This window comes from Stenotrophomonas sp. YJH_SMC_79 (assembly GCF_059367995.1).
The window spans coordinates 464,959-491,083 of the sequence record NZ_JCAFRK010000001.1 but is presented as its reverse complement, the minus strand read 5'-3'; the positions used below and the strand labels follow the sequence as shown (position 1 = coordinate 491,083).

At 67.1% G+C, this 26,125-nt stretch carries 25 protein-coding genes; 20 read left to right on the top strand and 5 right to left on the bottom strand.

The genetic code is table 11. From position 1 onward, the window contains the following. Positions 1–162 precede the first annotated feature (162 nt). Positions 163–2,256, bottom strand: coding sequence for a M13 family metallopeptidase (locus tag AC5P57_RS02410; RefSeq protein ID WP_262236190.1), 2,094 nt, complete (start codon positions 2,254–2,256; stop codon positions 163–165). Between the two features lie 155 nt (positions 2,257–2,411). Then, positions 2,412–3,161: a 2,3-diphosphoglycerate-dependent phosphoglycerate mutase gene (gene gpmA, locus AC5P57_RS02405; protein ID WP_033830680.1), complete on the bottom strand. Its 750-nt coding sequence runs from the start codon at positions 3,159–3,161 to the stop codon at positions 2,412–2,414. 94 nt (positions 3,162–3,255) lie between these two features. On the opposite strand from gpmA, the gene nfi reads away from it, so the two are divergent. Then, the gene (gene nfi, locus AC5P57_RS02400; protein ID WP_099554732.1) at positions 3,256–3,930 is read left to right on the top strand and encodes a deoxyribonuclease V; all 675 of its coding nucleotides are present in this window, start codon (positions 3,256–3,258) and stop codon (positions 3,928–3,930) included. A gap of 38 nt (positions 3,931–3,968) precedes the next feature. Here nfi and AC5P57_RS02395 read toward each other — a convergent pair whose 3' ends face one another. Next, the gene (locus AC5P57_RS02395) at positions 3,969–4,949 is read right to left on the bottom strand and encodes a cation diffusion facilitator family transporter (RefSeq protein WP_099554730.1); all 981 of its coding nucleotides are present in this window, start codon (positions 4,947–4,949) and stop codon (positions 3,969–3,971) included. A 221-nt stretch (positions 4,950–5,170) separates the two neighbouring features. Here AC5P57_RS02395 and AC5P57_RS02390 point away from each other — a divergent pair, with 221 nt between their 5' ends. Continuing rightward, on the top strand, positions 5,171–6,097 hold the full coding sequence (locus AC5P57_RS02390; RefSeq protein ID WP_099554728.1) for a hypothetical protein: 927 nt from the start codon (positions 5,171–5,173) through the stop codon (positions 6,095–6,097). A 45-nt stretch (positions 6,098–6,142) separates the two neighbouring features. On the opposite strand, the gene AC5P57_RS02385 is transcribed toward AC5P57_RS02390, so the two are convergent. Further along, positions 6,143–8,392: a TonB-dependent siderophore receptor gene (locus tag AC5P57_RS02385; protein ID WP_099554726.1), complete on the bottom strand. Its 2,250-nt coding sequence runs from the start codon at positions 8,390–8,392 to the stop codon at positions 6,143–6,145. A 286-nt stretch (positions 8,393–8,678) separates the two neighbouring features. On the opposite strand from AC5P57_RS02385, the gene AC5P57_RS02380 reads away from it, so the two are divergent. Further along, entirely contained in the window at positions 8,679–10,094 is a 1,416-nt protein-coding gene (locus tag AC5P57_RS02380) for a GGDEF domain-containing protein (RefSeq protein WP_099554724.1), read from the top strand. A gap of 95 nt (positions 10,095–10,189) precedes the next feature. Here AC5P57_RS02380 and AC5P57_RS02375 read toward each other — a convergent pair whose 3' ends face one another. Then, positions 10,190–11,407, bottom strand: coding sequence for an MFS transporter (locus AC5P57_RS02375; RefSeq protein WP_262236187.1), 1,218 nt, complete (start codon positions 11,405–11,407; stop codon positions 10,190–10,192). Positions 11,408–11,485: 78 nt separating this feature from the next. Here AC5P57_RS02375 and AC5P57_RS02370 point away from each other — a divergent pair, with 78 nt between their 5' ends. From AC5P57_RS02370 to AC5P57_RS02290, 17 genes are all read left to right on the top strand, one after another. After that, a complete protein-coding gene (locus AC5P57_RS02370; RefSeq protein WP_099552400.1) occupies positions 11,486–11,935 on the top strand; it encodes a winged helix-turn-helix transcriptional regulator in 450 nt (149 codons plus the stop codon). Positions 11,936–12,008: 73 nt separating this feature from the next. Further along, a complete protein-coding gene (locus AC5P57_RS02365; RefSeq protein ID WP_262236185.1) occupies positions 12,009–13,136 on the top strand; it encodes a metallophosphoesterase in 1,128 nt (375 codons plus the stop codon). Positions 13,137–13,270: 134 nt separating this feature from the next. Further along, a complete protein-coding gene (locus tag AC5P57_RS02360) occupies positions 13,271–13,954 on the top strand; it encodes a response regulator (protein ID WP_099552402.1) in 684 nt (227 codons plus the stop codon). Continuing rightward, positions 13,951–15,330 (top strand): sensor histidine kinase, encoded by a 1,380-nt coding sequence (locus AC5P57_RS02355; protein ID WP_262236183.1) that lies wholly within the window; start codon positions 13,951–13,953, stop codon positions 15,328–15,330. Before AC5P57_RS02360 ends, AC5P57_RS02355 begins: the two co-directional genes overlap by 4 nt. 79 nt (positions 15,331–15,409) lie before the next feature. After that, entirely contained in the window at positions 15,410–16,246 is an 837-nt protein-coding gene (locus AC5P57_RS02350; RefSeq protein ID WP_010483180.1) for an alpha/beta hydrolase, read from the top strand. A 1-nt stretch (position 16,247) separates the two neighbouring features. Beyond that, positions 16,248–16,607, top strand: coding sequence for an EamA family transporter (locus tag AC5P57_RS02345; protein ID WP_006425769.1), 360 nt, complete (start codon positions 16,248–16,250; stop codon positions 16,605–16,607). Further along, positions 16,604–17,002 carry a DMT family transporter gene (locus AC5P57_RS02340; protein WP_049429588.1) on the top strand — a complete coding sequence of 133 codons (399 nt, stop codon included), beginning with the start codon at positions 16,604–16,606 and terminating at the stop codon, positions 17,000–17,002. The genes AC5P57_RS02345 and AC5P57_RS02340 overlap by 4 nt, the downstream gene beginning before the upstream one ends. Before the next feature lie 10 nt (positions 17,003–17,012). Further along, positions 17,013–18,215, top strand: a complete 1,203-nt coding sequence (locus AC5P57_RS02335) for a DegT/DnrJ/EryC1/StrS family aminotransferase (RefSeq protein WP_262236181.1) — start codon at positions 17,013–17,015, stop codon at positions 18,213–18,215. Between the two features lie 174 nt (positions 18,216–18,389). Continuing rightward, on the top strand, positions 18,390–19,106 hold the full coding sequence (locus AC5P57_RS02330) for an MtnX-like HAD-IB family phosphatase (protein WP_142807541.1): 717 nt from the start codon (positions 18,390–18,392) through the stop codon (positions 19,104–19,106). A 65-nt stretch (positions 19,107–19,171) separates the two neighbouring features. Continuing rightward, complete coding sequence (locus AC5P57_RS02325; RefSeq protein ID WP_006425764.1) at positions 19,172–20,572, top strand: aspartate aminotransferase family protein; 1,401 nt, start codon at positions 19,172–19,174, stop codon at positions 20,570–20,572. A gap of 29 nt (positions 20,573–20,601) precedes the next feature. After that, a complete protein-coding gene (locus AC5P57_RS02320) occupies positions 20,602–21,666 on the top strand; it encodes a GNAT family N-acetyltransferase (RefSeq protein WP_262236180.1) in 1,065 nt (354 codons plus the stop codon). Between the two features lie 3 nt (positions 21,667–21,669). After that, positions 21,670–22,554 (top strand): hypothetical protein, encoded by an 885-nt coding sequence (locus AC5P57_RS02315; RefSeq protein WP_495219424.1) that lies wholly within the window; start codon positions 21,670–21,672, stop codon positions 22,552–22,554. 140 nt (positions 22,555–22,694) lie between these two features. Continuing rightward, positions 22,695–23,054 (top strand): bleomycin resistance protein, encoded by a 360-nt coding sequence (locus tag AC5P57_RS02310; RefSeq protein ID WP_099552410.1) that lies wholly within the window; start codon positions 22,695–22,697, stop codon positions 23,052–23,054. Positions 23,055–23,122: 68 nt separating this feature from the next. Beyond that, complete coding sequence (locus AC5P57_RS02305; RefSeq protein WP_005408659.1) at positions 23,123–23,335, top strand: ParD-like family protein; 213 nt, start codon at positions 23,123–23,125, stop codon at positions 23,333–23,335. Between the two features lie 10 nt (positions 23,336–23,345). Beyond that, on the top strand, positions 23,346–24,137 hold the full coding sequence (gene map / locus AC5P57_RS02300; RefSeq protein ID WP_262236285.1) for a type I methionyl aminopeptidase: 792 nt from the start codon (positions 23,346–23,348) through the stop codon (positions 24,135–24,137). Between the two features lie 91 nt (positions 24,138–24,228). Next, positions 24,229–24,612, top strand: a complete 384-nt coding sequence (locus tag AC5P57_RS02295; RefSeq protein ID WP_005408657.1) for a BlaI/MecI/CopY family transcriptional regulator — start codon at positions 24,229–24,231, stop codon at positions 24,610–24,612. Further along, the gene (locus tag AC5P57_RS02290) at positions 24,609–26,078 is read left to right on the top strand and encodes a M23/M56 family metallopeptidase (RefSeq protein ID WP_262236178.1); all 1,470 of its coding nucleotides are present in this window, start codon (positions 24,609–24,611) and stop codon (positions 26,076–26,078) included. The genes AC5P57_RS02295 and AC5P57_RS02290 overlap by 4 nt, the downstream gene beginning before the upstream one ends. The last annotated feature ends 47 nt before the right edge of the window (positions 26,079–26,125 follow it).

Below are 26,125 nucleotides of genomic sequence, written 5' to 3'. Positions count from 1 at the left end.
AGTCGACTGCTAGTCGACTGCTCTTCGTACCGATCGCGAAAACCCCGCGCTGCGCGCGATAGTCGACTAGCGGTCGACTCTACCGATCCGGCGCCACCGGGTCGACAAACAAAAGGCCCGGCGTTCGCCGGGCCTTTCGCATCACGCATCACGTGCGATCGATTACCAGATCACCACGCGCTTGTCGTCGGCACGCACCATCGCGTCGCCGGCCTTGCACTGGAATGCAGCGGCATAGGAGGGCATGTTCGACGGTGCACCGTTGGCACGGAAGTTGGCCGGCGCATGCGGGTCGGTGTTCAGGCGGACGCGCAGCTCACCGTCGGTGAAGTTGCGGCGCCACACTGTGGCCCAGTTCATGAAGAAGCGCTGGTCCTGGCTGTGGCCATCGACCTCGACATTCGCCTTCGGATCTTCCTTCAGCGCCATCTGCAGCGCGTCGTAGGCCACGGTCAGGCCGCCCAGATCACCGATGTTCTCGCCCAGGGTCAGCTTGCCCTTGACGAACACGCCCGGCACCGACTCATAGCCATCGAACTGTGCGACCAGCTGGTCGGTACGCTCGGTGAAGGCCTTGCGGTCGGCGTCGGTCCACCAGTTGTCGAAGTTGCCGTTGGCGGCGAACTGGCTGCCCGAGTCGTCGTAGCCGTGCATCATCTCGTGGCCGATGACCGCACCGATGCCGCCGTAGTTCAACGCCGGATCGGCCTTGGCGTCGAAGAACGGCGCCTGCAGGATCGCCGCCGGGAACACGATCTCGTTCTTGGTGGCGTTGTAGTACGCGTTGACGGTCTGCGGGGTCATGCCCCACTCGGTCTTGTCCACCGGCTTGCCGATCTTGTCCAGCATGTAGCGGTAGTTGAACGCACGTGCCGCCTGCATGTTGCCCAGGTAGCTGTCACCGTTGGTCTGCAGGCCGGTCCACTCACGCCACTTGTCCGGGTAACCGATCTTCGGGGTGAAACTGGCCCACTTTTCCAGTGCCTTCTTCTTGGTTTCTTCGCCCATCCACGGCAGCTGCTCCAGGCGCGCCTTCAGCGCCACCGAGAGGTTCTCCACCAGGTGCTGCATGGCCACCTTGGACTCGGCCGGGAACACGGCGTCGACGTACAGCTGGCCCAGGGCTTCACCCATGCCACCGTTGACCGACTCCAGCACGCGCTTCCAACGCGGCTGCATCTCCTGCTGGCCGCGCAGGGTCTTGCCGAAGAACTCGAAGTTGGCCTTCTCGAACTGGCTGCTCAGGTAGGGCGAGGCGTCGTCGATGGTGTGGAAGCGCAGGTAGGCCTGCCAGGTGCTGGCCGGCACATCGGCGAGCATCTTGTCCATTTCACCGAAGAAGCCCGGCTGCGCCAGCGAGAACTTCTGCGCGGCCGGCACCTTCAGGGTGTCAAACAGCGCGGTCCAGCTGAAGTTCGGGGTCAGCTTGTCGGCGTCGGCGGCGCTGAGCGGGTTGTAGCGCTTGGCCGGGTCACGCATTTCGATGCGCGACATCGAGGCCTTGGCCAGGCGGGTTTCGAAGGCCATCACGGCCTTGGCCTGCTCGGCGGCCTGTGCCGCGTCCACGCCGGACAGGGTCAGCACCTGTGCGATGTAGGCCACGTAGGCGTCGCGGATCTTGGCCTGCGCATCGTCGAAGTAGTAGCCCTTCTCCGGCAGGCCCAGGCCGCCCTGGCCGACGTAGGCGATGACGTTGGCCGAATCCTTGTAGTCGGCATTGGCGAACAGCGAGAACAGCACGCCCTTGCCCTCGGCCTGGCTGTCGCGCAGGTACTGGGTGATGGCGGCGGTGTCGTTCAGCGCGGTGATCTTGTCCAGCTGCGGCTGCAGCGGCGCCAGGCCGGCGGCTTCGATCTTGGCTTCGTCGTTGCCGGTCTTCCAGATGTCACCGATCTTGGCTTCCACCGAGCCGGCCTTGGCCTGGCTGGCGGCGGCCTGCTGGACCAGCGCGTGCTGCACTTCCAGCGAGCGCTCGCGCAGGATCTCGAAGCTGCCCCAGGTGGTCTGGTCGCCCGGCACCGGATTGGCCTTCAGCCACTTGCTGTTGACGAAGCCATTGAGGTCGGTACAGGCCGAGATGGCCGGATCCAGATCGGCACTGTTGAGGCTGATCAGCGCGGTCTTGATCTGCGACTGGTCGAAGGCCGGCTTGGCGTCGGCGCTGGCGGCCGGTGCAGTTTCATTCTTGCCACAGGCGGCCAGCGAGGCAGCGATGGCGAGGGTCAGGCCCAGCGGGACCAGGTTGCGGACGTTCATGAGGCTCTCCTGCGGGTAATTTCACAGGGTAGCCGGGGAGGCCTGCGGTGGGACCGGCCAAAGGTCACAGGGGGAACGCCCGTGGCCGCAATCGGGCACGTGCGGACCGTTGGTCCGCACAACCCGCCAGAGCAATACCCACCAGCGGTGGGTATCTACCGCGCCTTGCCCTGGTTGGCTACGGCTTCAGCAGCCTTGCGCGCCGCTTCCGGGTCACCCAGGTAGCGGAACGACTGCACGGTCAGATCATCGTTCAGTTCGAACAGCAGCGGGATGCCGGTCGGGATGTTCAGCTCGAGGATTTCCTCGCGCGAGACATTGTTGAGGTACTTGTATAGCGCGCGCAGCGAGTTGCCGTGGGCGGTGACCAGCACGGTCTTGCCGTCCTTCAGCTGCGGCGCGATGGCGTCGTGCCAGTACGGCAGCACGCGGTCCAGGGTGGTGGCCAGAGATTCGGTGCCCGGCAGCGCGTTGCGGTCCAGGCCGGCGTAGCGGCGGTCATGGATCGGGTGGCCCGGATCTTCCAGGTCCATGGCCGGCGGCGGGATGTCGTACGAACGACGCCACACCTTGACCTGGTCCTCGCCGTGCTTGGCGGCGGTCTCGGCCTTGTCCAGGCCCTGCAGGCCGCCGTAGTGGCGCTCGTTGAGGCGCCAGGACTTGTTCACCGGCAGCCAGTCCTGCTCCAGCTCGGCCAGCGCCCCCTGCAGGGTGTGGATGGCGCGCTTGAGCACGGAGGTGTGGGCAACGTCGAACTGCAGGCCTTCCTCGCGCATCAGGCGACCGGCGGCGGCCGCTTCCCGGCGCCCCTGCTCGGTCAGGTCGACATCGACCCAGCCGGTGAAGCGGTTGTCCAGGTTCCACTGGCTCTGGCCATGGCGCAACAGTACGAGTTTACGGGTCACTGCAGGGTCTCCAACGCGAGGAAAGGCAGGCGGCCATTGTAGCCCCGGGCGCCACTCACCGGGCCGTGGCACCGCGCATGCGATGCTGCGGCCAATGAATACGGTGATCGACCCCGGGCGCTGGGAAGGCAGCGTCGCCGCCGCCCGCGAGCAGCAGATCCGGCTGGCTGGCCGCGTGGAGCGCCAGGACCGCCTGCCGCGCAACGTGCGCTGGCTGGCCGGGCTGGATGTCGGCTTCGAAGACAACGGCGCCATCACCCGCGCCGCGGCGGTGCTGCTGGATGCGAAGACGCTGCAGCCCGTAGCGCAGGAAATCGCGCGGATTCCTACGGTGATGCCTTACATCCCCGGCCTGCTCAGCTTCCGCGAACTGCCGGCACTGCTGGCCGCGCTGGCGCTGCTGCCGCGCACGCCGGACCTGGTGTTCGTCGACGGCCACGGCATCAGCCATCCACGCCGGTTGGGCGTGGCCGCGCATCTGGGTGTGGTGACCGACCTGCCGAGCATCGGCGTGGCCAAGTCGAAACTGGTGGGCCGGTTCGTCGAACCGGGCGCCGAGGCCGGTGCGCATACGCCGCTGCAGGATGGTGATGAACAACTTGGCTGGGTGCTGCGCAGCAAGCTGCGCTGCAAGCCTCTGTTCGTGGCCGGCGGCCATCGGGTCAGTGCTGATACCGCGCTGGACTGGGTGCAACGCACGCTGCGTGGCTACCGGCTGCCGGAGCCGACCCGGCTGGCGGATCGGCTGGCCTCGCGACGGGACGAATGACCGCACCGGGCATTCCCCGGTGCGGCCTTCATTTTCATTCAACGATGCACGTGACCGCGATGGCCCTGCGCGTCCTCGCCGTGGTCGTGGCCCTCATGGCCTTCGTGCTCGCCGCCCTTGGCCGGCGCCGGCTCACCACAGGCTTCGCCGCAGTGGTCCGCTTCGAGCTGCAGTGTCACGTGCTCGATGCCGAAGTCATCGTGCAGGCGCCCGCCCAGCTCACGGCGCAGCGCATCGGCATCGGTGCCGTCGCGCATCACAATGTGCGCGGTCAGCGCCGGGGTGCTGGAGGCCAGCGCCCATACATGCAGGTCATGCACGTCCAGCACCGCAGCGTGGCCGGACAGGCTGTCACGCACCTTGGCCACGTCCATGCCCTTGGGCACGCCTTCCAGCAGCACGTTGATCGCCTCTCGCATCAGTACGTAGGTGCGCGGCAGCACCCACAGGCCGATCAGTACCGCCAGGATCGGATCGATCGGCTTCCAGCCGGTCCACTTGATCAACAGCGCGCCAGCAATCACTGCCACCGAGCCGAGCATGTCCGCCCACACTTCCAGGTAGGCGCCCTTCACGTTGAGGCTCTCGCCGCTGCCGGCCTGCAGCAGGCGCATCGAGATCAGGTTGATGACCAGGCCCGCCGCCGCGATCACCAGCATGCCCGACGAGGCAATCTCCTGCGGTTCACGGAAACGCCCAATGGCTTCCCACAGGATGTAGCCGGCAACCACGAACAGCATCGCGCCGTTGATCATCGCGCCCAGCGCTTCCAGGCGCGCATAGCCGTAGGTGCGACGCGCGTCCGGCGGGCGCCGGCTCAGCCGCACCGCGACCAGCGCGATCATCAATGCCAGAGCATCGGTGGCCATGTGCGCCGCATCGGACAACAGCGCCAGGCTGTTGGTCCAGAACGCGCCCACCACTTCGACGACGAGGAAGGTGGAGGTCAGGCCGAGCGCCCACCACAAGGGTTTCTCGTGGCGGATCTCGGATGGCAGGTGATCGTGGTCGTGGCCCATGGCAACAGCTCCTTTGCGATGGAGGCAGGCTACGCCGGCGGCCGTGGGGAAACTATCACGGTGTTTATAACATTGCAGACTGCACGCCGCGGCTCGCCGCAGCTTGCGCCCGTGCCGGGCCACACTATGATGGCCGCATCCCCTCTGGATGGGGAACGGGCAGCCGGATCGCTTCGGCGTTGCTGCCCGCAATGGACACCCAAGCACAAGGAATCCGGAACATGTGGACTACCAAGACCCCCTGGGTCGCCGTCGCCGTGGCCTGCGCGCTGGGCACGGCCGCAAGCGCCTCGGCCAAGACCTGCCAGCAGAACTTCCAGGCGGTAGGCGACCCCCGCAATGGCCAGTTCTTCACCTCCGAGGTCACCCTTCCCGGCCTGAAGCCCCGCAGTGCGCTGGGCCAGCTGCGCAAGGCAGCGCTTGATGAGGGCAACAACTTCGTCAGCGGTGACGTCATCACCGAGACCGAAGGCCAGATGTACGTGCTGCAGACCGACACCAAGATGCCACTGGTCAGCATCATCACCGCCTCCAATGGTGGCAACGTGGTGGTCGGCACCAAGCTGTCGCGCGGGCAGACCGCCAAGGAAGAGGACGCACGCAGCGCGCTGTGTGGCTGGCTGGACAAGCTCAAGACCGGCCCGGAAGGCGAGGCGATCGCCGAAGCCGTGCGTGTTTCCAGCGGTTTCGACAAGCCGATCCAGGCCACCGCGGTCGGCATGTCCACCGAAATGGGCAAGGACTCCAAGCGGCTGCAGCGGGAAATCAACACCGCACCGCTCAGGGCGCTGTTCTCCGGCACCAGCACCCCGCCGGATACCGATGCGATGTACCAGCCGTTGCTCGTCAAGTATTTCGGCCGTCGTTTCGTCATCGATGGCCAGGTCTACACCGCCCAAGCCAACCGCTTTGCCAAGACCTTCGAGGTGGGCTATCTGGTCACCAGGATGAAGGGCATCGGTGGCATCGGCGGGCGCCAGTCGAACGACGACAACAACGCCAACTTCACCGTGCACTGTGCGCTGGCCCCGGATCAGATGGCACTGGGCGCCACCCTGCGCGAGAACGACTGGGTGAAACTGGAAGGCGTGGTCGACAAGATGGACACCGGTGGCGTCCACCTGCGCGATTGCCGGCAGGTGAAGTAACCCCCAGGCTGCGCCGGGGAACGCCCCGGCGCAGTTCTCATCGGATCAGAACCCGAAACGCAGGCTGGCCCAGTACGCGCGGCCCGGCTCGTTGTAGGTTGCCGCGCCGGCATCGCTGCTGTTGGCCTCGCGGAACAGGCGCTTGTCGGCCAGGTTGTTGACGCCGAAACCGAAGCTGACCGTCTCGGTCACCTTGTAGCGCGCGCTCACGCCCCAGATGTTGTACGCACCACGGTCCTGCAGCGCGAGCGACGGATCGCAGGTACCGGTGCAGCGCGGATCATTGTTGATGTTGGTGGTGGCCGGCTTCTGCTTGCCGTAGAACGTGCCGGTCAGCAGCAGCGACAGCTTGTCGGTGGCCTGCCAGTCCAGCATCGTGTTGACGGTGTACTTCGGAATCACCGACAGCGGCTGGCCGGTGCTCTTGTTCTCGTTTTCCACCATGTAGGTGAAGTTGTTGCTCCACTTCAGGCGGTTGCCCTGCTCGCCCAGCAACGGGATCACCAGGTTGCCTTCAAGCCCCTGCACGATCGCCTTCGGTGCGTTCTCCCAGCGGAAGATGCGGCCCCTGGTGTCGGCAGTCAGGCCGATCTGGGTGTAGCCGGCCTGGATCTTGTCCTTGTAGTCGTTGTGGAAGTAGGTCAACGACGCCTGCCAGCCGCTCTGCGGTGCCCACTCGATGCCCAGTTCCTTGTTCAGGCTGGTTTCCGCCTTCAGGTCCGCGTTGCCGCGCATGTAGCAGCCGGCGCCCAGGCTTGGCAGTGCATTCGGGCAGCCATTGCCACGGGTGTAGTACAGATAGTCCGGATTCGACTGGTACAGGTTCGGCGCCTTGAACGCGCGGGCGATGCCGCCCTTTACCACCCAGTCGCTGTTGATGCGGAACTGCGCATTGAGGCTGGGGCTGGTGTTGTTGCCGAACTGGCTGTGGTGGTCGAAGCGCAGGCCCGGGGTAACGATCCAGCGCTCACCCAGGTAGATGTTGTCTTCCACGAACACGGCCGTGGTCTGCGCGTCGGACTTGCCGCGTGCGCGATCGGCCGACAGCCCCGGGATGCCGCCGCCGCTGGTACTGGACTGGCTCATCGAATACGGGTCGGTCAGGCGGCTGTCCAGGTACTCGAAGCCCAGCGTCCAGATGTTCTCGGCGCCGCCCAGCGTGGTCGGGAAACTCACTTCGCCATCCAGCTGGTAGTTGCGCAGGCGCGAGGTCGACCAGTCGGTACCGTTGAAGCTGCCTTCCGGGCCACCGGCCAGGCCTTCGTTGATGCGCGAGTTGTTCACCGCTTCCACCGCGGCGGTCACCCGCGAGGTCACGTCGCCCCAGCGGCCACGATGGGTGATCGCGCCGGTGTTGCGGTACATGCGGTTGGTTTCCGCCTTGTTGTCGGCCAGGGCGGCCAGATCGATGCCGGTCGAAGTGCCGGTGGTGCTGACCGCACGGTCGCCGGCGTAGATGTTGCCCTGGCGGCTGGTGCCGGCTTCGAACTCCACCACCTGGTTGGCGGTCACGTCCCAGCGCAGCAGCGCGTTGACATCGCGGTTCTTGACGCCCTCGCGGCCGGCCGGCGGCACCGCGTTCGGATTCGTCGCGAAGTCACGGTTGAGTTCCAGCGAATCGGCGTCGGTCTTGTTGAGATTGCCGTACAGGCGGAACGACAGGGTGTCGGTCATCGGCCCGCTCAACTGCAGGCCGACGCGCTCGCTGCCGCCTTCGGCGCTGTGCTCGGGCACCAGGCCGTACAGGTCGACCGCACCGGTCAGGTCGCCGGTCGGGCGCTTGGTGATGATGTTGACCACGCCGCCAGAAGCACCGGAGCCATAGCGTGCCGCCGCCGGGCCGCGCAGCACTTCGATGCGCTCGATCATTTCCGCCGGCACCCAGTTGGTGTCACCGCGGGTATTGCGCTCACCGCTGCGCCCCATGCGCACGGCATCGCGTGCGCCGATGCGCTTGCCATCGACCAGGATCAGGGTGTTTTCCGGGCCCATGCCACGCAGATCGATCTGGCGGTTGTTGCCGTACTGGCCCGAGGCACTGTTGCCGGTCAGGTTGACGCCGGGCATGGTCCGCAGCAGCTCGGCGATGTCATTGGCTGGCGGGCGCCGGGCGATGTCCTCGGCGGTGATGGTCGAGGTACCCAGTGCCTGGCGCGCGATCTGCGAGGCGGTGACGTGCACCGTGTCGATATCGGTAGCGTCGGTTTCGGCCTGGGCGGTCAGGGCACTGCCGGCCAGCAGGGCGGCAACAGCAAGCGCCAGCGGGCGCGGCGATAGGACAACGGCAGGAGACATGATCAGGACCTTCTGGCAGGGCTACGGGGCCTCTGGCAAAGGGCTTGAGGCAGCGACGAGGGGGAGGCGGAGCAGTGCTGCAGGCACCTGCAGCCCGTTCCGTGCGCGCATTCTCCCACCAATGCGATTGATTCTCAAATGCGTTCACTCATTGCCGCAGCGGCGCCGATGTGGTTTGCGCACCGTGCAACCCTGCACGGCGCGTAAACTGGCCGGCTAACCCGCCATCAACCGCACGCCTCCGCGGCCGATACCCGTGGTTTGTCGTACGCAGTCAGAGATCGACGTGGAAACACCCCAACTGGACGATGCCAGCCAGCCGCTGGCCGAGGCGTGGCAGCTGTGCCTGCAGCAGGCCGGCCCAGCCGCTACCGCGCTGCTGCATGCCGCTGCCGCCGATGCCCCACCGGCGCTGGCCCAACGCTTCTACGAAGTGCTGCTGCAGGACGCGCGTGCACGCCGCTTCCTGTCCCATGACCAGGTCAAGCAGCGCCTGCAGCCGGCCATGCAGCGCTGGCTGGTGCAGCTGCTGACCACCGACGCCGCCGGCGTCGTCGCCACCGTTGCCTCGCAACGGGTGATCGGCGATGTGCATGCACGGGTCGGTATTCCCGTCGACCTGGTCACCCGCGGCGCGCGCGTGCTCAAGCACGCGCTGTTCGTGCGCCTGCGTGACGACGCGCCCGACAGTGCCACCGCATTCGCCGCCATCGACTGCCTCAGTGCGATCATGGACATCGCCATGGAAGGCATGACCCTCGCCTACACCCATGCGCGCGAGCGCTCCAGCCGCGCCGACGCGGCATACCGGCTGTTCTCGCTGGTGCAGAACGTCAGCACCGAACGCGAGCGCCAGCGTGCACTGCTGCTGGACTGGGAAAACGCCCTCCTCTACGCGTTGGCCGGCCATATGCAGGGAAGCGACAGCGCCAGCCTGGCCACCTCCGAATTCGGCCTGTGGTTCACCCACAAGGGTATTCCCAGCTTTGGCGAAAGCAGCGAGACCCAGCAGGTCGGCCGGCTGATGGCCCGCATCGACGGATGCCTGCAGCGCGCCACGGACGATGACCCTGCGCAACGCCTGGCAGCCCTGCCGTCGATCCGCGAGGACCTGGCCAGCATCCGTACCCTGATGACGCTGCTGTTCGAACGCATCGGCGAACTGGATGCCGGCAGCGACGCGCTGACCAACCTGCTCAACCGCCGCTTCCTGCCCACCGTGCTGCGCCGGGAAATCGAGCTGGCCACACGCAACCGCACGCCGTTCTCGCTGCTGCTGCTCGACCTGGATCATTTCAAGGCAATCAACGACGGCCACGGCCACGATGCCGGCGACCGCGCGTTGCAGCACGTCGCCGGCCTGCTCGGCCAGCTGACCCGCGGCAGTGATTACCTGTTCCGCTATGGCGGCGAGGAGTTCGTGGTGGTGCTGGTCGCGGCCAGCGAATCACAGGCCGCGGTGATCGCCGAGAGCCTGCGCCGGCAGATCGCACAGTCGCCGGTAGCACTGGCCAATGGCCAGGTGCTGGAGCTGACCGCCAGCATCGGCGTGGCCGGTCACGATGGTCATCCGGATTACGAGCGGCTGATGGCACGTGCCGACGCCGCGATGTACGAGGCCAAGCGCAGCGGCCGCAACCGCGTGGTGGTGGCCAGCGCGGACCTGCAGGAAGCCCCGGGACGGCGTGCACTGCAGCGATGACGACAGGACAGGTAGAGTCGACCGCTGGTCGACTATCGCGCGCAGCGCGGGATTTTTCGCACGCGGGGCGAAGAGCAGTCGACTGACAGTCGCCTCTACCGACAGCCGGCTCGACCAATACGGCCGCCAGCTGCTGCTTTCACCGCCACCACCCGCCACGCCGCCCACCACAGCAGCGCGAGCACCGCGATGCCGGCGCCCAGCAGGCACACCGCAGGCCAGCCATGCCGGGCCTGCATCCAGGGCCCAGCCGCCGCACCGGCACCGCTACCCACGGCATAGAACAGCATGTACAAGGCCACCAGGCGTCCATGCTGCTCACCCGGCGCGCCCAGCAGCAGCGCCTGGTTCGATACATGCAGCGCCTGCCCACCCAGATCGAGCACGATCACACCCAGCAGCAGCAACGACAGCGACTGCGGCAGGCCCAGCAGCGGCCACCACGCGACCAGCATCAGCAGCAACGCGCCAAGACTGACCCGATCGGCAAAACCGCAGTCCATCCAGTGCCCGACCCGCGCTGCCATCAATGCACCCACCACCCCGGCCAGGCCCAGCGCACCGATGGCCGCGGTGGACCAGTGCAGCGGCGGTGCCGACAGCGGCAACGGGGCGGCGGCCCAGAACACGTTGAGCCCCGCAAACAGCAGCAACGCCAGCGGCCCGCGCTCGCGCAGCGTTCGGTCCTCGCGCAGCATGCCCAGCATCGAGCCCAGCAGTTCGCCCCAACGTGGCGGCAACGCCGGTATCGGCACGGCCGGCAGGCGCCGCCACAGCAGTATGGACAGGGCCGCCATCACCGCTGCCGACAACAGGTAGACCGCTTGCCAGCCGGCGATGGCCGCCACCGTGCCGGACAGCACCCGCGCCAGCAGCAGCCCGATGAACACCCCGCCCTGCACCACCCCCACCACGCGCCCGCGCTGCGTGGCCGGGGCCATCGCTGCCGTGTAGGCGATCAAGCCCTGGGTCAGCGCGGTGCCCAACAGCCCGGCCAGCAGCATGCCCGACAACAGCCAGCTGGCCGTGCGTGCCGCCGCCAGCCACAGCAGAGCCACCACCAGTGCCGCCAACTGCAGCCGCAGCAGGCGCCGCCGATCACCGCGATCAGCCAGCGGCAGCAATCCGATTAATGCCAGCACGCTGCCGGCCTGGGTCGCGGCCAGCACCGCACCGGCTACTGCCCGCTCCAAGGCAAAGGCCTGCGCCAGCCGATCCAGCAGCGGTTGTGCGTAATAGACATTGGCAACGCTGGCACCGGCGGCAACCGCAAGCAGCACCAGCAGGGAGCGTGGAATCGGCATGGCATTCATTATCTGGTTGCATATTGAAACCGGATGCAGGCTAGCGCCATTGGTTTTAAACTGCAACCACATCGGACGGAGACCGCCATGCACGCAGACAGCCCCTGCCCCGTTGCCCGCAGCGCCGATCTGCTCGGTGATCGCTGGGCACTGCTGGTGATCCGCGATGCCTTCGACGGCGTCAGCCGCTTCGGCGACTTCCAGCGCAGCCTGGGCGCCGCCCGCAACATCCTCAGTGATCGCCTGCGCAGGCTGGTCGAGGCCGGCATCCTGCAACTGCAACCGGCCTCCGACGGCTCGGCCTACCAGGAATACGTGCTCACCGCCGCAGGCCTGGAACTGTTCCCGCTGCTGGTCGCACTGCGCCAGTGGGGAGAGCGCCATCGCTTCGGTGCAGGCGAAGCCCATTCACAGCTGATCGAATCGGCGACGCGGCGGCCGCTGCCCTACATGCAGCCGCGCGGGCGTGACGGCCAGCCCCTGCAGGCCGCCGCAACACGTGTGCGCAAGCTCAAGGACGACGGGCACGGCGCCTGACCCGCCCATTCGCGCACACCACGATCCGGTCGTGCCGGTTAGCATCGGATGTTTCCGCCGCCGGACACCGCCGATGTCGCGCTATCGCCGTTCCCTGATGACCGCCCTGCTGCTGCCGCTGCTGGCCTGCAGCGCCGGAGCCACACAGGCCCGCGAGGTTGCCGCGCCCGCCGACCACGTGCAGGCCGATGGCCCCTATGTGTTCCGCGAGGGCGACCGGCTGCAGGCCAGATGGATCTGCGACGACAAGATCGAGTCGCACACGCTTGCCACGCAGGCCGCAGGTACCGATATCGCCCCGCGCTGCGGCTACGAACACACGGTGCATGTGGCTGCCCCGAATGCACCGTCGATCTCGGTGCTGCCGGCCGTGCCACGCATCGTCGCGCTGTCCGACATCCACGGCCAGTACGGACTGCTGGTGCGCCTGCTGCGCGCCCACCAGGTCATCGACGCACAGGATCGCTGGGCGCTGGGCAAGGACACCCTGGTCATCGCCGGCGATGTATTCGATCGCGGCCCGCAGGTGACCGAAGCCTTCTGGCTGCTGTATGGCCTGCAGCAGCAGGCGGCTGCGGCCGGCGGCGCGGTGCACTTCGTGCTCGGCAACCACGAGACCATGGTGCTGTACGACGACCTGCGCTATGTCAACCCGAAGTACCTGCGCAGCGCCCAGCTGCTCGGTCGCAGCTACCCGCAACTGTACGGTCCCGACTCGGTGATCGGGCAGTGGCTGCGCACCCGCCCGGTACTGCTGAAGATCGGTGACACCCTGTTCCTGCACGGCGGCATTTCGCCCGAAGCCGTCGAGCTGGCGCTGGACCCGGCGCGCACCAACGCGGCCTACCAGGCCTCGCTCGGCCTGCCCAGGGCCGAAGTGAAGGCCGACCCGGCCACCGCACCGCTGTATGACGGCAAGACCAGCCCGATCTGGTACCGCGGCTACTTCGATGGGCGCCTGGACACCGCAGGGGTGCAGAACGTGCTCGACCGCCTGCAGCTCTCGCGCATCGTGGTCGGCCATACCTCGATGCCGCATGTCAGCAGCTTCCATGGCGACCGTGTGATCGCCATCGACAGCAGCATCAAGAACGGCGAGAACGGCGAACTGCTGTTCATCGAAGATGGCAGGCTCAGCCGTGGCCTGCTGGACGGTTCGCGGGTGCCGCTGGCGCAGGGCGAGCCCGGCCTGCAGGACTGAATGGCGGGACAGCGCGACGGCACCCGGCGGTAGCGGCGCGCTCCACCTTCACCCGGTTTGCGGCTACCCTCGGCAGCCGAGAGAGGCCCACCCCGTCCATCCGGTGGGCCTGACCGTTACAGGAGCCCCCGCGCATGCGCGTTCTGATTGCTGAAGACGACCCGGACATCGCCTCCGGCCTGTGCGCCTCGCTGCGCCGGCAGGGGCACGTGGTCGACCACGTCGACAATGGCGCACATGCCGACGCCGCCCTGGGCTCGACCCAGTACGCACTGCTTGTGCTGGACCTGGGCCTGCCGCAGCTGGATGGCCGCGACGTGCTGCAGCGCCTGCGCCTGCGCGGAGATGGCCTCGCAGTGCTGGTGGTGACCGCCCGTGACGGTCTGGCCGAGCGCGTGCGTGTGCTCGACCTGGGTGCCGACGACTACCTGGTCAAGCCGTTCGCGCTGGACGAATTCGAAGCACGCGTGCGTGCCCAGCTGCGCCGGGTCACCAGCAATGGCAACCCGGACCTGCGCATCGGCCGCCTGCGCATCGACCTGGCCGGGCATCGGGTGTGGATCGACGACCAGTCGCTGGAACTGACCGCGCGCGAATTCGGCCTGCTGTCGGCACTGGCGGTACGCGCCGAGCGCATCGTATCGCGCGCGCAGCTGGTGGAAGCGCTGTGCGACTGGGGCCAGGATCTGACCGACAACGGCCTGGACATCGCCCTGCACCGCCTGCGCCGCAAGCTGCAGCCCGGCGGCATGGGCATCCGCACCGTGCGCGGGCTGGGCTACATGCTGGAAGACGCGCAGGACGAAAGCGCCTCGTGATCAGTGGCCCCCCCAGCCTGCGCCGGCGCCTGCTCGCCTTCCTGGCGCTGCCGATGCTGGGCCTGCTCACCTTCAACACGATCCTGGCCTATTACGTTGCGCTGGACTATTCCAACCGCATCCACGACCGCAACCTGATCGACGACACCCACTCGTTCGCGCAGATGCTGAGCACCATGCCGGTGACCAGCGACCTGTCTCCGCAGGCGCGCTTCCTGATCGAGTACGACCCCGACGGCCATCGCTACTTCAACGTCGACAGCAGCCGCAAGGGCACCCTCAGCGGCAACGCCGACTTCAGCCCCTATGCCCCCTCGCAGGACTGCACCGGCGTGCATCCGGCGCTGTACGACGGCAACCTCAATGGCCAGCAGGTGCGCATGGCCACCGTCTGCACGCAGGCGATGAACGATCCGCAGGACCAGCTGGCGGTGACGGTGGCCGAGAGCATGGCCGACCGCCGACAGCGTGCGCGCGAGATCCTGATGATCATCATCCCGCTGATGACCATGCTGGCGCTGGGCACTGCCGCGCTGGTCTGGTTCGGCGTGACCTACGGCCTGCGCATCCTGACCCCGCTGAGGACCCGCCTGGCGCAGCGCCGCGGCGAACTGGCACCGATCTCCGATGCCGACGTGCCGGAGGAGATCCAGCCACTGATCAGCACCATCGACGATCTGTTTGCCCGCCAGGCGGAAATGATCACCCTGCAGAACCGCTTCATCGCCGATGCCGCGCACCAGCTGCGTTCGCCGCTTGCGGGCATGGCCCTGCACGTGGACCAGGCGCTGGCACATGGTGACCCCGATACGGTGCGCGAGGCACTGCAGCACATCCGCCGGCTCAACCAGCGCACGGCCCGGGTCAGCACCCAGCTGCTGGCGCTGAGCCGGGCGCAGACCGTGCCCGATACCGTGGAGGCACTGGACCTGTGCGAGCTGGTGCCGCAGTGGGTCGGCACGCGCGTTCCGGAGGCGATCCGTGATGGCATCGACCTGGGCTACCGCGGCAGCCCCCATCCGCTGCGTGTACTCGGCAACGGCGCCATGCTGCAGGAAGCGCTGGACAACCTGATCGACAACGCCCTGCGTTATGCCGGCCGCAATGCGACCGTCACGGTCGGCGTGCACGCGCTGGACGACAATGATGTCGAACTGTATGTGGAAGACAACGGCCCCGGCGTGCCCGACGACGTGATGCCACGGCTGGGCGAGCGCTTCTTCCGGGCACCGGGCACCAATGCCAGCGGCACCGGCCTCGGCCTGGCCATCGCGCACGAGGCGGTGGAGCACTTCGGCGGCCGCCTGAGCTTCCTGAACCGCCCCGATGGCGGACTGAAGGTCGCCATCACACTGCCGCTGCTGAAGGCGCCCTGACCCGGCCCGGGGCGCTGAAAGGCTGGCGAAAATCGCGCTTGCGATCCTGCCATCCCCACTGCCGTCCCGGAGCCGCCAGGTGACCGAATCGCACGACTTCTTCCTCCCCGGTGGCCCACAGGGCGTGCTGCTGGTCCATGGCCTGACCGGCACCCCGGCGGAAATGCGCATGCTGGGCAAAGGGCTGAACAACGCCGGTTTCACCGTGCACGGCGTGCAGCTGCCCGGCCATTGCGGCAGCGTGGATGACCTGCTGGCGACCACCTGGGAACAGTGGTACCAGGGCGTGGAAGATGCGGCGGCAACCCTGCGCGGCAAGGTCGACCAGCTGTTCGTCGGTGGCCTGTCGATGGGCGCGGTGCTGTCGCTGGCCCTGGCTGCACGTCGCCCGGAGTGGGTGTCCGGGGTCGGCGTATACGGCGCCACTTTCCGCTACGACGGCTGGAACATCCCCGCCGTGGCCCGCTTCTCGTTCCTGCTGCCGTGGTTCAAGCGCTTCAACATCGGCCGCGACCGCATGTTCATGGAAGAGCCGCCCTACGGCCTGCGTGACGAGCGCCTGCGCGCGCAGGTCAGCGCCGCCATGCTGTCCGGCGACAGTGCCGCCGCCGGGCTGCCGGGCAACCCCTGGCATGCGCTGGCCGAGATGCGTGCGCTGAGCAACTGGACCCGCCGCCATCTGCACCAGGTCACCGCACCGTGCCTGGTGATGCACGCCCGCGAAGACGACGTGGCCAGCATGGGCAACGCCGAGCTGGTGATGTCGCGGGTCAGCGGCCCGAAGGAACTGGTGGTACTGGAAGACAGCTACCACATGATCACCATCGACCGCGAACGCCGCGATGTGATCCGTCGCAGCGCGCGCTTTTTCACCGAGATCGGTGAACGCACGGGCGTACTCAAGGCGGTGGCCTGAGATGGGGGCACTCGCCACGCTGCTGTGGCTGGCCAACGTGGTGCTCGATACCGGTGGCCAGCTTGCCTTCAAGGCCGCCGCCAGCGACCCGCAGGACGGCGAAGGCCTGCAGCGCTGGAAACACATGCTCAGCCGGCCCTGGCTGTGGATCGGCATCGCCTGCTACGTGCTTGAGTTCGTCGCCTGGATCGCCTTCCTGTCGCTGGTGCCGCTGTCCAAGGGCGTGCTGCTGGGCTCGATCAACATCGTCGCGCTGATGATCGCCGGCCGTTTCCTGTTCCGCGAGAAGCTCACCCCGCTGCGGGTGACCGGCATGCTGCTGGTCACTGCAGGCGTGGCGGTGGTGGGGGCCGGCTCATGAGGCGTCTGTATGTGATCGGCTTCCCGCTGCTGATGGCCTTCGACACGCTGGCCCAGCTGTGCTTCAAGTATGCCGGTGATGCCGCGCTGCCGGTCGAGGCCAACACCGCCTGGCTGCTGCGTGTGCTGTCGCAGCCGTGGGTGTACGGCGCCATCCTCGGCTACGTGGGTGCGTTCTTCACCTGGATGAGCCTGCTGCGCCATGCGCCGATCGGCCCTGCATTTGCCGCATCGCACCTGGAAGTGATCAGCGTTCTGCTGCTGTCGGCGTGGCTGTTGAACGAACCGCTGACCCTGCATCACCTGGTCGGCGCGGTACTGATCGTGGCCGGCATCGTCTGCCTGGGCCGTGCCGAAGCGGACGATCCGCACAGCCCTGCCGAAAGCACCGCATGAGCACGTTGCGATGAGCCTGTTCGCGCGCGAGCTGCCGCCCACCGCCGGCCTGCCGATGCAGGCCAGCGACTTCCTTCCTGGCGGTGGCGACCTGCGCGCGGTCCTGGCCAGCCAGCTCGGCACACCGCCGCTGCAGTTGACCTGTTCCGGCACGCACGCGCTGCTGATCGCGCTGCGAACGCTGCGCAGGCGCGCGCCCCAGCGCGACACCGTGATCCTGCCGGCCTACACCTGCCCGCTGGTGCCGATCGCGGTGCACAGCCTGGGCCTTCGCGTACAGCTGTGCGACACCCGTCATGGCCACTTCGATTTCGACCCTGGCCAGCTCAAGCGCCTGGCCGATGCACGCACGCTGGCGATCCTGCCCACTCACCTGGGCGGGCGCATCGCCGATGTCGAGCTGGCCTGCGAGGTTGCGCGCGGCGCCGGCGCCTGGGTGATCGAGGATGCCGCGCAGGCGCTCGGCGCACGCGTTGGCAACACCAGTGTCGGCCTGCGCGGCGATATCGGATTCTTCAGCCTGGCCGCCGGCAAGGGCCTGAGCCTGCACGAAGGCGGCCTGCTGGTCAGCCGCGATGACGAACTGCGTGCCGCGCTGGCCGGACATGCCGCCGAACAGGTGCGCTTCAACCTGCGCTGGGAACTGCTGCGCAGTGTGCAGCTGCTCGGCCTGGCCGCCTGCTATCGGCCGTCGCTGCTGTCGCTGGTGTACGGAAATCCGCTGCGCAGCGCATTGCAGCGTGGCGACCTGGAAGAAGCGGTCGGTGACATTTTCCCGCTGGAGATTCCGCAGCACCGGGTCAGCCAGTGGCGGCAGAACATCGGTGCACATGCCGCGCGGCGCCTGCCGGCCTTCCTGCAGGCAGGGCGCCTGCGTGCATTGCAGCTGCGCGTGCAGTTGGCAAAGCTGCCGGCGGTGGAAGTGGTCGATGGGCTGGCCGGTACCGGCGGCACCTGGCCGATGCTGATGCTGCTGCTACCCAGCCAGCGGGCCCGCGATGCCGTGCTGAAAGAGCTGTGGCCACGCGGTCTCGGCGCCAGCCGCATGTTCATCCATGCCCTGCCCGACTACGCGTACCTGCGCGGCATCGTGCCGCAGGACGACATGCCCAACGCGCGCGACTTCGCCGCACGCATGCTCACCCTGGGCAACAGCGCCTGGCAGACCCGTGAAGACACGGCCGAAATCCTGCAGGTCCTGGCCCGCGCCTGACCCGTACGTGCACGCGTGGCCTGCGCTCCGCGCATTCATCCATGCACCTTCCTGAACGCTTTCCCAGCCCGTCAATAGAGCCTTTCAACAGGAAAGGAACGAGAAAGGCTGCCTACCTACATTGAGCCTGCCCCGGCATCGGGCCGGGCGTTTCTTTCATCGACGGACCTGCCCATGCACTGGAGCATCCTGTGTGACTTCGATGGCACCATCAGCCTCGAAGATGTCATCGACTCGCTGCTGGAAAAGTACGGCCAGCCGGGCTGGCAGGAACTGGAAGACCAGTGGAAAGCGGGAAAGATCGGCTCGCGTGAATGCATGCAGGGCCAGGTGCGGCTGCTGAAGCTGGACCCGGCCACGCTTGACGCGCACCTGGACCAGGTGCAGATCGATCCGGGCTTCGTCGCCTTCGTCGCCCGCGCCGAGCAGCTGGGCCTGCCGCTGCGCATCGTCAGCGACGGCCTGGACTATGCGATCCACCGCATCCTCGCCAACCACGGCCTGTCGCGGCTGCCGGTGGTGGCCAACCACCTGCGCTGGTGCGAAGACCACTGGGAACTGGAATCGCCCTACCAGGCCGAAGGCTGCCGCAGTGGCACCTGCAAGTGCACCTGCGCCGCGCAGGCACGTGCCAACGAAGCGCCGCGCGTGCTGATGATCGGCGACGGCAGCTCGGATTTCTGCGTGTCCGAAGATGCCGACTTCGTATTCGCCAAGCGCCGCCTGATCACCCATTGCACGAAGGCCGGCATCGAGCATGCCGCGATCGACACCTTCCACGATGCCATCGCGCTGTTGCCGCGCCTGCTCGATGGCAGCCTGCTGCAGCCGCGTCGCATCGACGCCACCCCGCAGCCCGCCGTACCGCCCCTGCTGCTGGCCACCGCCTGAGCACTCCCTTCCAGCCACGCTCCCCCGTTGCCCCCTTTCGAACGTCCTTCACGGAACCGAACTGCATGAACATTTTTGACAAGAATGCCGACGCCGCTGCCTCCGATGCGCAGCTGCTGGCCGACGAAGCCCGCTACAGCTCCTTCGGCGACACCGTCCACTACGTCGACCCGCCGAAGATCTTCCAGCGCGGCGAAGGCAGCTACATGTTCGACGGTGCGGGCGTGCCCTACCTCGACCTGCAGATGTGGTACTCGGCCTGCAACTTCGGCTACAGCAACAAGCGCCTGAACGACGCGCTGAAGGACCAGATCGACACCCTGCCGCAGGTCGCCAGCCAGTACCTGCACCCGACCCGCGTGCAGCTGGCCAAGACCATTGCCGTGGATATGCATGAGAAGTTCGGCCTCGATGGCCGCGTGCACTTCAACGTGGGCGGCGCGCAGGCCATTGAAGACTCGCTGAAGATCGTGCGCAACGCGCGCGGCGGCAAGAGCCTGATGTTCGCCTTCGAAGGCGGCTACCACGGCCGTACCCTGGGTGCCTCGTCGATCACCTCCAGCTACCGCTACCGCCGCCGCTACGGCCACTTCGGCGAGCGCGCGATGTTCATCCCGTTCCCGTACCCCTTCCGTCGCCCGAAGGGCATGACCCCGGACGAATACTCCGACCACTGCGTGTGGCAGTTCGAACGCCTGTTCGAAAGCGAATACAACGGCGTGTGGGATCCCAAGGTCGGCCAGGCCGAGTACGCTGCGTTCTACGTCGAGCCGATCCAGGGCACCGGCGGCTATGTCATCCCGCCGCGCAACTTCTTCACCGGCCTCAAGCGCGTGCTGGACAAGTACGGCATCCTGATGGTCGTCGATGAAATCCAGATGGGCTTCTGGCGCACCGGCAAGTTGTGGTCGATCGAGCACTTCGGCGTCACCCCGGACGTGCTGGTGTTCGGCAAGGCGCTGACCAACGGCCTGAACCCGCTGTCGGGCCTGTGGGCGCGCGAAGAACTGATCAACCCGACCGTGTTCCCGCCAGGTTCCACCCACTCCACCTTCAACTCCAACCCGCTGGGCACCCGCCTGGGCCTGGAAGTACTGAAGCTGGGCAAGGAAATGGACTACGAGCGCACCGTGCCGGAAAAGGGCGCGTACTTCCTCGACGGCCTGCGTGGCCTGCAGAAGCGTCACCCGGAAATCGGCGACGTCGACGGCCTGGGCCTGGCCCTGCGCGCCGAGATCTGCCAGACCGACGGCTACACCCCGAACAAGGAACTGCTGGACCGCATGGTCGACATCGGCCTGGCCGGTGACCTCCTGCACGACGGCAAGCGCATGGGCCTCGTGCTGGACGTGGGTGGCTGGTACAAGAACGTGATCACCTTCGCGCCGTCGCTGGACATCAGCTACGAAGAGATCGACCTGGCGATCACCCTGCTCGACCAGGCACTGACCAAGGCCAAGGGCTGAGGTTCGATGCGCTGCCGGTTCCCGTGCCGATGGACATGACGTCACGTGCATCCAGCACTGCGCTGGAACCGGCCGCGCTGCTGGAGGGCTTCCTGGCCCACCCGCCGCTCGGATTCGAGGCAGGCCGCCTTCCCAGCGGCCTACCGACCTTCCGTGCGCCGCTGGACCTGACCACGACGATGGACGACGAACTGCGCGGCAGGCTGCTCGGCCTGCCGCTGTCGCGCCTGTGGCGGCCGTGGATCACCTGGAAGACCCGTTTCGTCGGTGCCACCAGCACCGAGTACACCCCGCTGCCGGCACACATCGCGCCTGAGGCGCTGGCCGAGGACGTGACGCGTCACGCGATCGGCGATACGCGCCTGCTGGTGGTCAAGGACCTGGCGATCGATTCACCGCTGCTGGACGACGCCGCCAACGCACACAGCGGCGCCTTCCTGCAGGCATTGCTGGAACGCGGCTTCGTTGAACTGGAAGGCATGCCACTGGCCTGGGTGGCGATCGATTTCGATTCGCTCGATGGCTATCTTGGCCGCCTGTCGTCCTCGCGCCGCAAGAACATCCGGCGCAAGCTCCGTTCGCGTGATGACCTGCAGATCGACTGCATCGCCACCGGTGATCCGGCCCTGGCCGACCCGCAGTTGCAGGCCGAACTGTATGCGCTGTACCTGGGCGTATATGCGCAGAGCGCGGTGCATTTCGACCAGCTCGGCCTGCCCTACTTCCAGCATCTGCTGGCCGACAGCCAGGGCCAGGGACGGATGTTCCTGTATCGCCACCAGGGCCAGCTGATCGGCTGGAACCTGTGCTACATCCACGCCAGAAAGCTGGTGGACAAGTACATCGGGCTGGCCTATCCGCAGTCGCGCGAGCACAACCTGTACGCGGTCAGCTGGATGCACAACCTTGAGTACGCGCTGCAGCACGGCCTGAGCCACTATGTGGCCGGCTGGACCGACTCGCGGATCAAAGCCGAGCTGGGCGCCCGCTTCACCTCCACCCGGCACGCGATCCACGCACGCTCCCCGCTGCTGCGTGCCGCCCTGCGCCGCCTGGCCCCGTACCTGCAGGGCGAACCTGATGGAGGCGGCTGAGCGATGCCGTTGCGTTCCCCGCTGATCCTCGACCTGGACGGTGGTGTGCTGCCACTGTCCCAGGCACAGACCCTGGCGCTGCCGCAGTGGCACGACCCGCTGCGCTTCGCCTGCAGCAACAGCACCCTGGATCGCTTCGGCGCCGAAGTGCTCGCGTCGCTGCCCGCGCAACCCGGCACGGTCATGCTCGGCAGTGGTGACTTCCACCATCTCAGCCTGCCGCTGCTGCGCCGCATGCGTGCACAGGCGCCGTTCCAGCTGGTGGTGCTGGACAACCATCCGGACAACATGCGTTTTCCGTTCGGCATGCATTGCGGTTCATGGGTGAATGCCGCCAGCAAGCTGCCGCAGATCTCGCACATCCATGTGCTCGGCATCACCTCCAGCGACATCGGCCTCGGCCATGCCTGGGAGAACCACTGGCGCCCGCAGCTGGGCGGCCGCCTGACGTACTGGTGCATGGACGTGGATGTCGGCTGGGGCCATCGCCTCGGCATGGGCCACGCGTTCCGCCGCTTCGAGCACCCCGAAGCGCTGGTGGCTGCGTTCGCTGCCGAACAGGCCAAGTCGCCACAACCCACCTACCTGTCGATCGACAAGGATGTGTTTGCCGAGGACGTCGCCCGCAGCAACTGGGACCAGGGCCGTTTCCAGCTGGAAGACGCGCTGGTGGTGATCGAAGCGCTGCGTGCCGGCGGCCTGGTCGGCAGTGACATCACCGGCGAGGTGTCGCTGGCCAACTACCAGAGCCGCTTCAAGCGCTGGCTGTCGTCGCTGGATGGCCAGCCGGACATCAGCGCCGATGATCTTCCCGCCTGGCAGGCCCGGCACCAGCAGGTGAACCGCGAACTGCTGGCCGCGATGGCCGCGGTACCGACGGCCGGTTGAGCGCTGGTGCCGGCCGCTGGCCGGCATGGCTTCGGTAGTGCCGGCCGCTGGCCGGCAATGCCAACCAAGGTTGGCATCTACCAGACCAATGCCGGCCAGCGGCCGGCACTACACTGGACTCCCGTCCCGGAGCTCTCGCCATGCCCCAGACCGTCATCCCGCAGCTGCGCATGCGCCACGCCGATACCACCCTGCCGTTCTACGTGCAGGGGCTGGGTTTCGTGGTCGACTGGGAACACCGCTTCGAACCCGGCTTCCCCCTGTTCGCCCAGCTCACCCGCGACGGCCAGACGCTCTTCCTCACCGAGCACAGCGGCGACTGCGAGGTCGGCGGTGCGGTGTATTTCATTGTCGACGACGTCGACAGCCTGCACCGCGCCTTCAGTGCGGCCAACGTGCCGATCGAGCAGCCCCCGCATGACACCGAGTGGGGCAGCCGCGAGATGCTGCTGCGCGACCCCGACGGCAACCGCCTGCGCTTTGCCACCCACATGGACTGAATCGGACGGACTTGAGGCGGATATACGGAACATATATGCTTCGTATATCCACTCCACCAGGACCGCCCATGGGCATCGTCAACATCGATGACACCCTGCACGACCAGCTGCGCCGTGCCTGCACCGTCTCCAGCCGTTCGATCAACGCCCAGGCCAACTTCTGGATCCGGGTCGGCATGCTGTGCGAGATGAACCCGACGCTGAGTTTCCAGGACATCGTCGCCAGCGAGCTGCGCGCGGCCGGCGTGCAGCCGCCGTTGTTGCCTCCGGGCCAGGTCTGAGCCGATGGGCATCATCAAGCGCCCCGACGAAATCGCGTTGATGGCCGAATCCGGGCGCCTGCTGGCGCAGGTGTTCGCCGCGCTCGACCAGCTGCCGCTGCAGGGCCGCAGCACGATGGAGATCAACGAATTCGTCGAGCGCATGATCGTCGATGAGCTGCAGGCACGGCCGGCCAGCAAGGGCCAGTACGGCTTCCCGTATGTGCTCAATACCTCGATCGACAACGTCATCTGCCACGGCGTGCCCAGCACCACCGACGTGCTGCGCAACGGCCAGATCGTCAACCTCGACATCACCCTGGAAAAGAACGGCTACATCGCCGACTCCAGCACCACCTACCTGGTCGGCGAGGTCGACTACGCCGCGCGCAGGCTGGTGCAGACCGCCTACCAGGCGATGTGGAAAGGCATCGCTGTGGTGCGCCCCGGTGCACGCCTGGGCGATATCGGCCATGCCATCGCCCGCCACGCACGCAGCCACGGCTACAGCGTGGTGAAGGAGTACTGCGGCCACGGCATCGGCCAGGAGATGCACGAGGAACCGCAGATCCTGCACTACGGGCATCCCAACACCGGCATGGTGCTGGAAGAAGGGATGTTGTTCACCATCGAGCCGATGCTCAACCAGGGCAAGCCGGCCATCCGCCAGCAGCCGGACGAATGGCCGGTCTACACGCGCGACGGCAAGCTGTCGGCGCAGTTCGAACACACCGTGGCAGTCACCCGCAATGGCGTGCGCGTCCTGACCCTGCGCCCCGGCGAGACACCGTTGTGCGCCATCGACCGGATGGCGACCGGCTGACCTCAGCACCTCCGCGCCTTGATGTGCCTCTTGCATGGCGTGCGACATCTGTCGCACACTCACGACATCAATCGCACGCACAGGTCTGACCATGCCCCGCGTCCCAACACCTTCGAACGCCGAACTGGAGTTGTTGAAGTGCCTGTGGCGCGACGGCGCCTGCAGCGCGCGTGAATTGCACAACGCGGCAGCTGCCGCACTGGACTGGTCGTACTCGTCCACGCGCAAGACGCTGGAACGGATGGTCGACAAGGGCCTGGTGAAAGAGGGCAGCCAGCACGGTCTGAATGTCTACAGTGCCAAGGTCGGCAAGGTGGCCACCCTGGCCGCACTCAGTGCCGACTTCGCTCGTCGCGTACTGGAGATCGACGGGCCGCTGCCGACCCAGGCATTCGCCGAAAGCCGCCTGCTGAGCGACAAGGAAATCGAGCAACTGCAGGCGCTGCTGCTCCAGGATGACGAGGACCAGCCATGAGCCTGTCATCAACCGCGCCGTGGATGATCAGCCTCGCTGCGAGCCTGCTGGGGGCTGGCCTGGCCTGGTACGGCGCGCAATCGCTGCAGCGGCTGCTCAGGCTTTCACATGCGTCGACACGCTTTTGGCTGGGGGCGTGGTTGTGTGCCGTGCTGCCCCCCTTGCTTGCGCTGTTGCTGCCGGTGCAGGCGGCACCGTTGCAGAAGCTGGCCAGCGCATTGCCCGTTGCGCTGGACAGCGGCACCGCCGTACTGCGGCCAGTGCAACAACTGCCTGCACTCGCGGCGACCGAGCCATTGATGGCTTGGCTGACGCCACTGCTGCTGACCGTCTATATCGCGGGGGTCATGCTGGCCCTCGTTCGTTGGGCATTGGCCAGCGGCCGGCTGCGGGCCCTGCTACGCCGTAGCCACCCGCTGCAGACTGCGCAGTTGCCTGGCCCGCAATCGCACCACGCTGTGCAGGGGCTTCAGCAGGAAGGCGTCGCGTTGCGCATTGTAGAAGGCAGCGGCACGCCGTTCGCCCTGTGTAGGCCGCAGCCGCAGATCATCCTGCCCACGGCATGCCTGGCCCTGCCTGATCGTACGCTTCGCCTGGTCATCGGCCACGAGGCGGCCCACCTGCAGCGCCGCGACCCCCAGCGCGCTGCGCTGATGCGGTTTGTTGGTGCGCTGTACTGGTTCAATCCCTTCGTTCGACGCATTGCCGCGCGCATGCAACTGGCCGCCGAACTGCAATGCGATGCGCGAGCACTGGCAGAGGGTGGCGCCGCCAACGACGGCCGTCTGTTGGCCCACGCCTATGTCCAGACCCTTCGCTACGCGATGGCCGTGCAGCCGACCAGCGCCCTCACCCATCGCGATCTCGGCGGCCACCAGGTGCGCCTGCAGCACATGCTGAAGGGTGACAACGGTCGCCGCCCAGGCCTCACCAGCGTCCTGCTGCTGCTCGCACTGGGCTCTGCCTGCACAGTCGGCGTGGCCACCGTACAGGCGACCGTGGTGGCAGGACCGACGCCCGTGACGCTGCCACTCCCCATCGCATCGGTAACACTGGTGGAAGCCACGCTGCCACCTCCGTCATTCTTCATGCCACTGTCCAATGCGCGGGTCACCAGCGTGTTCGGGCACGTCGCCGACTTCCGCCAGAGCGCCCACCACGGCACCGACTTCGCCGCGCGCCGTGGCACCGCCGTGCTCGCCCCCGCCGACGGCACCGTGATCGCTGCCACGCACGCCTATCCCGATGGTGCGAACTACGGCACGGTTGTCGTGATCGATCACGGCGGTGGCTGGCAGTCGCTGTTTGCACACCTGCAGGACTTCGCGGTACAGCCAGGCCAGCAGGTGCGCAGGGGCGATCCCATCGCCCGCAGCGGCAACACCGGGCGCACTACCGGCCCACACCTGCACATGGAACTGCTGCGCAACGGAACACGAGTGGACCCGCAGCACTGGTTGCAGTAATGCACTGACCGGCGCCCTGCCGCCGCGCTCCATGCATCGTTTCGATA

What these genes read in the sequence shown, in the direction of transcription:
- AC5P57_RS02410 (WP_262236190.1), bottom strand. Translation starts at nt 2,256, where the DNA reads ATGAACGTCCGCAACCTGGTCCCGCTGGGCCTGACCCTCGCCATCGCT.
- nfi (WP_099554732.1), top strand. Translation starts at nt 3,256, where the DNA reads ATGAATACGGTGATCGACCCCGGGCGCTGGGAAGGCAGCGTCGCCGCC.
- AC5P57_RS02395 (WP_099554730.1), bottom strand. Translation starts at nt 4,949, where the DNA reads ATGGGCCACGACCACGATCACCTGCCATCCGAGATCCGCCACGAGAAA.
- AC5P57_RS02390 (WP_099554728.1), top strand. Translation starts at nt 5,171, where the DNA reads ATGTGGACTACCAAGACCCCCTGGGTCGCCGTCGCCGTGGCCTGCGCG.
- AC5P57_RS02385 (WP_099554726.1), bottom strand. Translation starts at nt 8,392, where the DNA reads ATGTCTCCTGCCGTTGTCCTATCGCCGCGCCCGCTGGCGCTTGCTGTT.
- AC5P57_RS02375 (WP_262236187.1), bottom strand. Translation starts at nt 11,407, where the DNA reads ATGAATGCCATGCCGATTCCACGCTCCCTGCTGGTGCTGCTTGCGGTT.
- AC5P57_RS02370 (WP_099552400.1), top strand. Translation starts at nt 11,486, where the DNA reads ATGCACGCAGACAGCCCCTGCCCCGTTGCCCGCAGCGCCGATCTGCTC.
- AC5P57_RS02365 (WP_262236185.1), top strand. Translation starts at nt 12,009, where the DNA reads ATGTCGCGCTATCGCCGTTCCCTGATGACCGCCCTGCTGCTGCCGCTG.
- AC5P57_RS02360 (WP_099552402.1), top strand. Translation starts at nt 13,271, where the DNA reads ATGCGCGTTCTGATTGCTGAAGACGACCCGGACATCGCCTCCGGCCTG.
- AC5P57_RS02345 (WP_006425769.1), top strand. Translation starts at nt 16,248, where the DNA reads ATGGGGGCACTCGCCACGCTGCTGTGGCTGGCCAACGTGGTGCTCGAT.
- AC5P57_RS02340 (WP_049429588.1), top strand. Translation starts at nt 16,604, where the DNA reads ATGAGGCGTCTGTATGTGATCGGCTTCCCGCTGCTGATGGCCTTCGAC.
- AC5P57_RS02335 (WP_262236181.1), top strand. Translation starts at nt 17,013, where the DNA reads ATGAGCCTGTTCGCGCGCGAGCTGCCGCCCACCGCCGGCCTGCCGATG.
- AC5P57_RS02330 (WP_142807541.1), top strand. Translation starts at nt 18,390, where the DNA reads ATGCACTGGAGCATCCTGTGTGACTTCGATGGCACCATCAGCCTCGAA.
- AC5P57_RS02325 (WP_006425764.1), top strand. Translation starts at nt 19,172, where the DNA reads ATGAACATTTTTGACAAGAATGCCGACGCCGCTGCCTCCGATGCGCAG.
- AC5P57_RS02320 (WP_262236180.1), top strand. Translation starts at nt 20,602, where the DNA reads ATGGACATGACGTCACGTGCATCCAGCACTGCGCTGGAACCGGCCGCG.
- AC5P57_RS02315 (WP_495219424.1), top strand. Translation starts at nt 21,670, where the DNA reads ATGCCGTTGCGTTCCCCGCTGATCCTCGACCTGGACGGTGGTGTGCTG.
- AC5P57_RS02310 (WP_099552410.1), top strand. Translation starts at nt 22,695, where the DNA reads ATGCCCCAGACCGTCATCCCGCAGCTGCGCATGCGCCACGCCGATACC.
- AC5P57_RS02305 (WP_005408659.1), top strand. Translation starts at nt 23,123, where the DNA reads ATGGGCATCGTCAACATCGATGACACCCTGCACGACCAGCTGCGCCGT.
- AC5P57_RS02295 (WP_005408657.1), top strand. Translation starts at nt 24,229, where the DNA reads ATGCCCCGCGTCCCAACACCTTCGAACGCCGAACTGGAGTTGTTGAAG.
- AC5P57_RS02290 (WP_262236178.1), top strand. Translation starts at nt 24,609, where the DNA reads ATGAGCCTGTCATCAACCGCGCCGTGGATGATCAGCCTCGCTGCGAGC.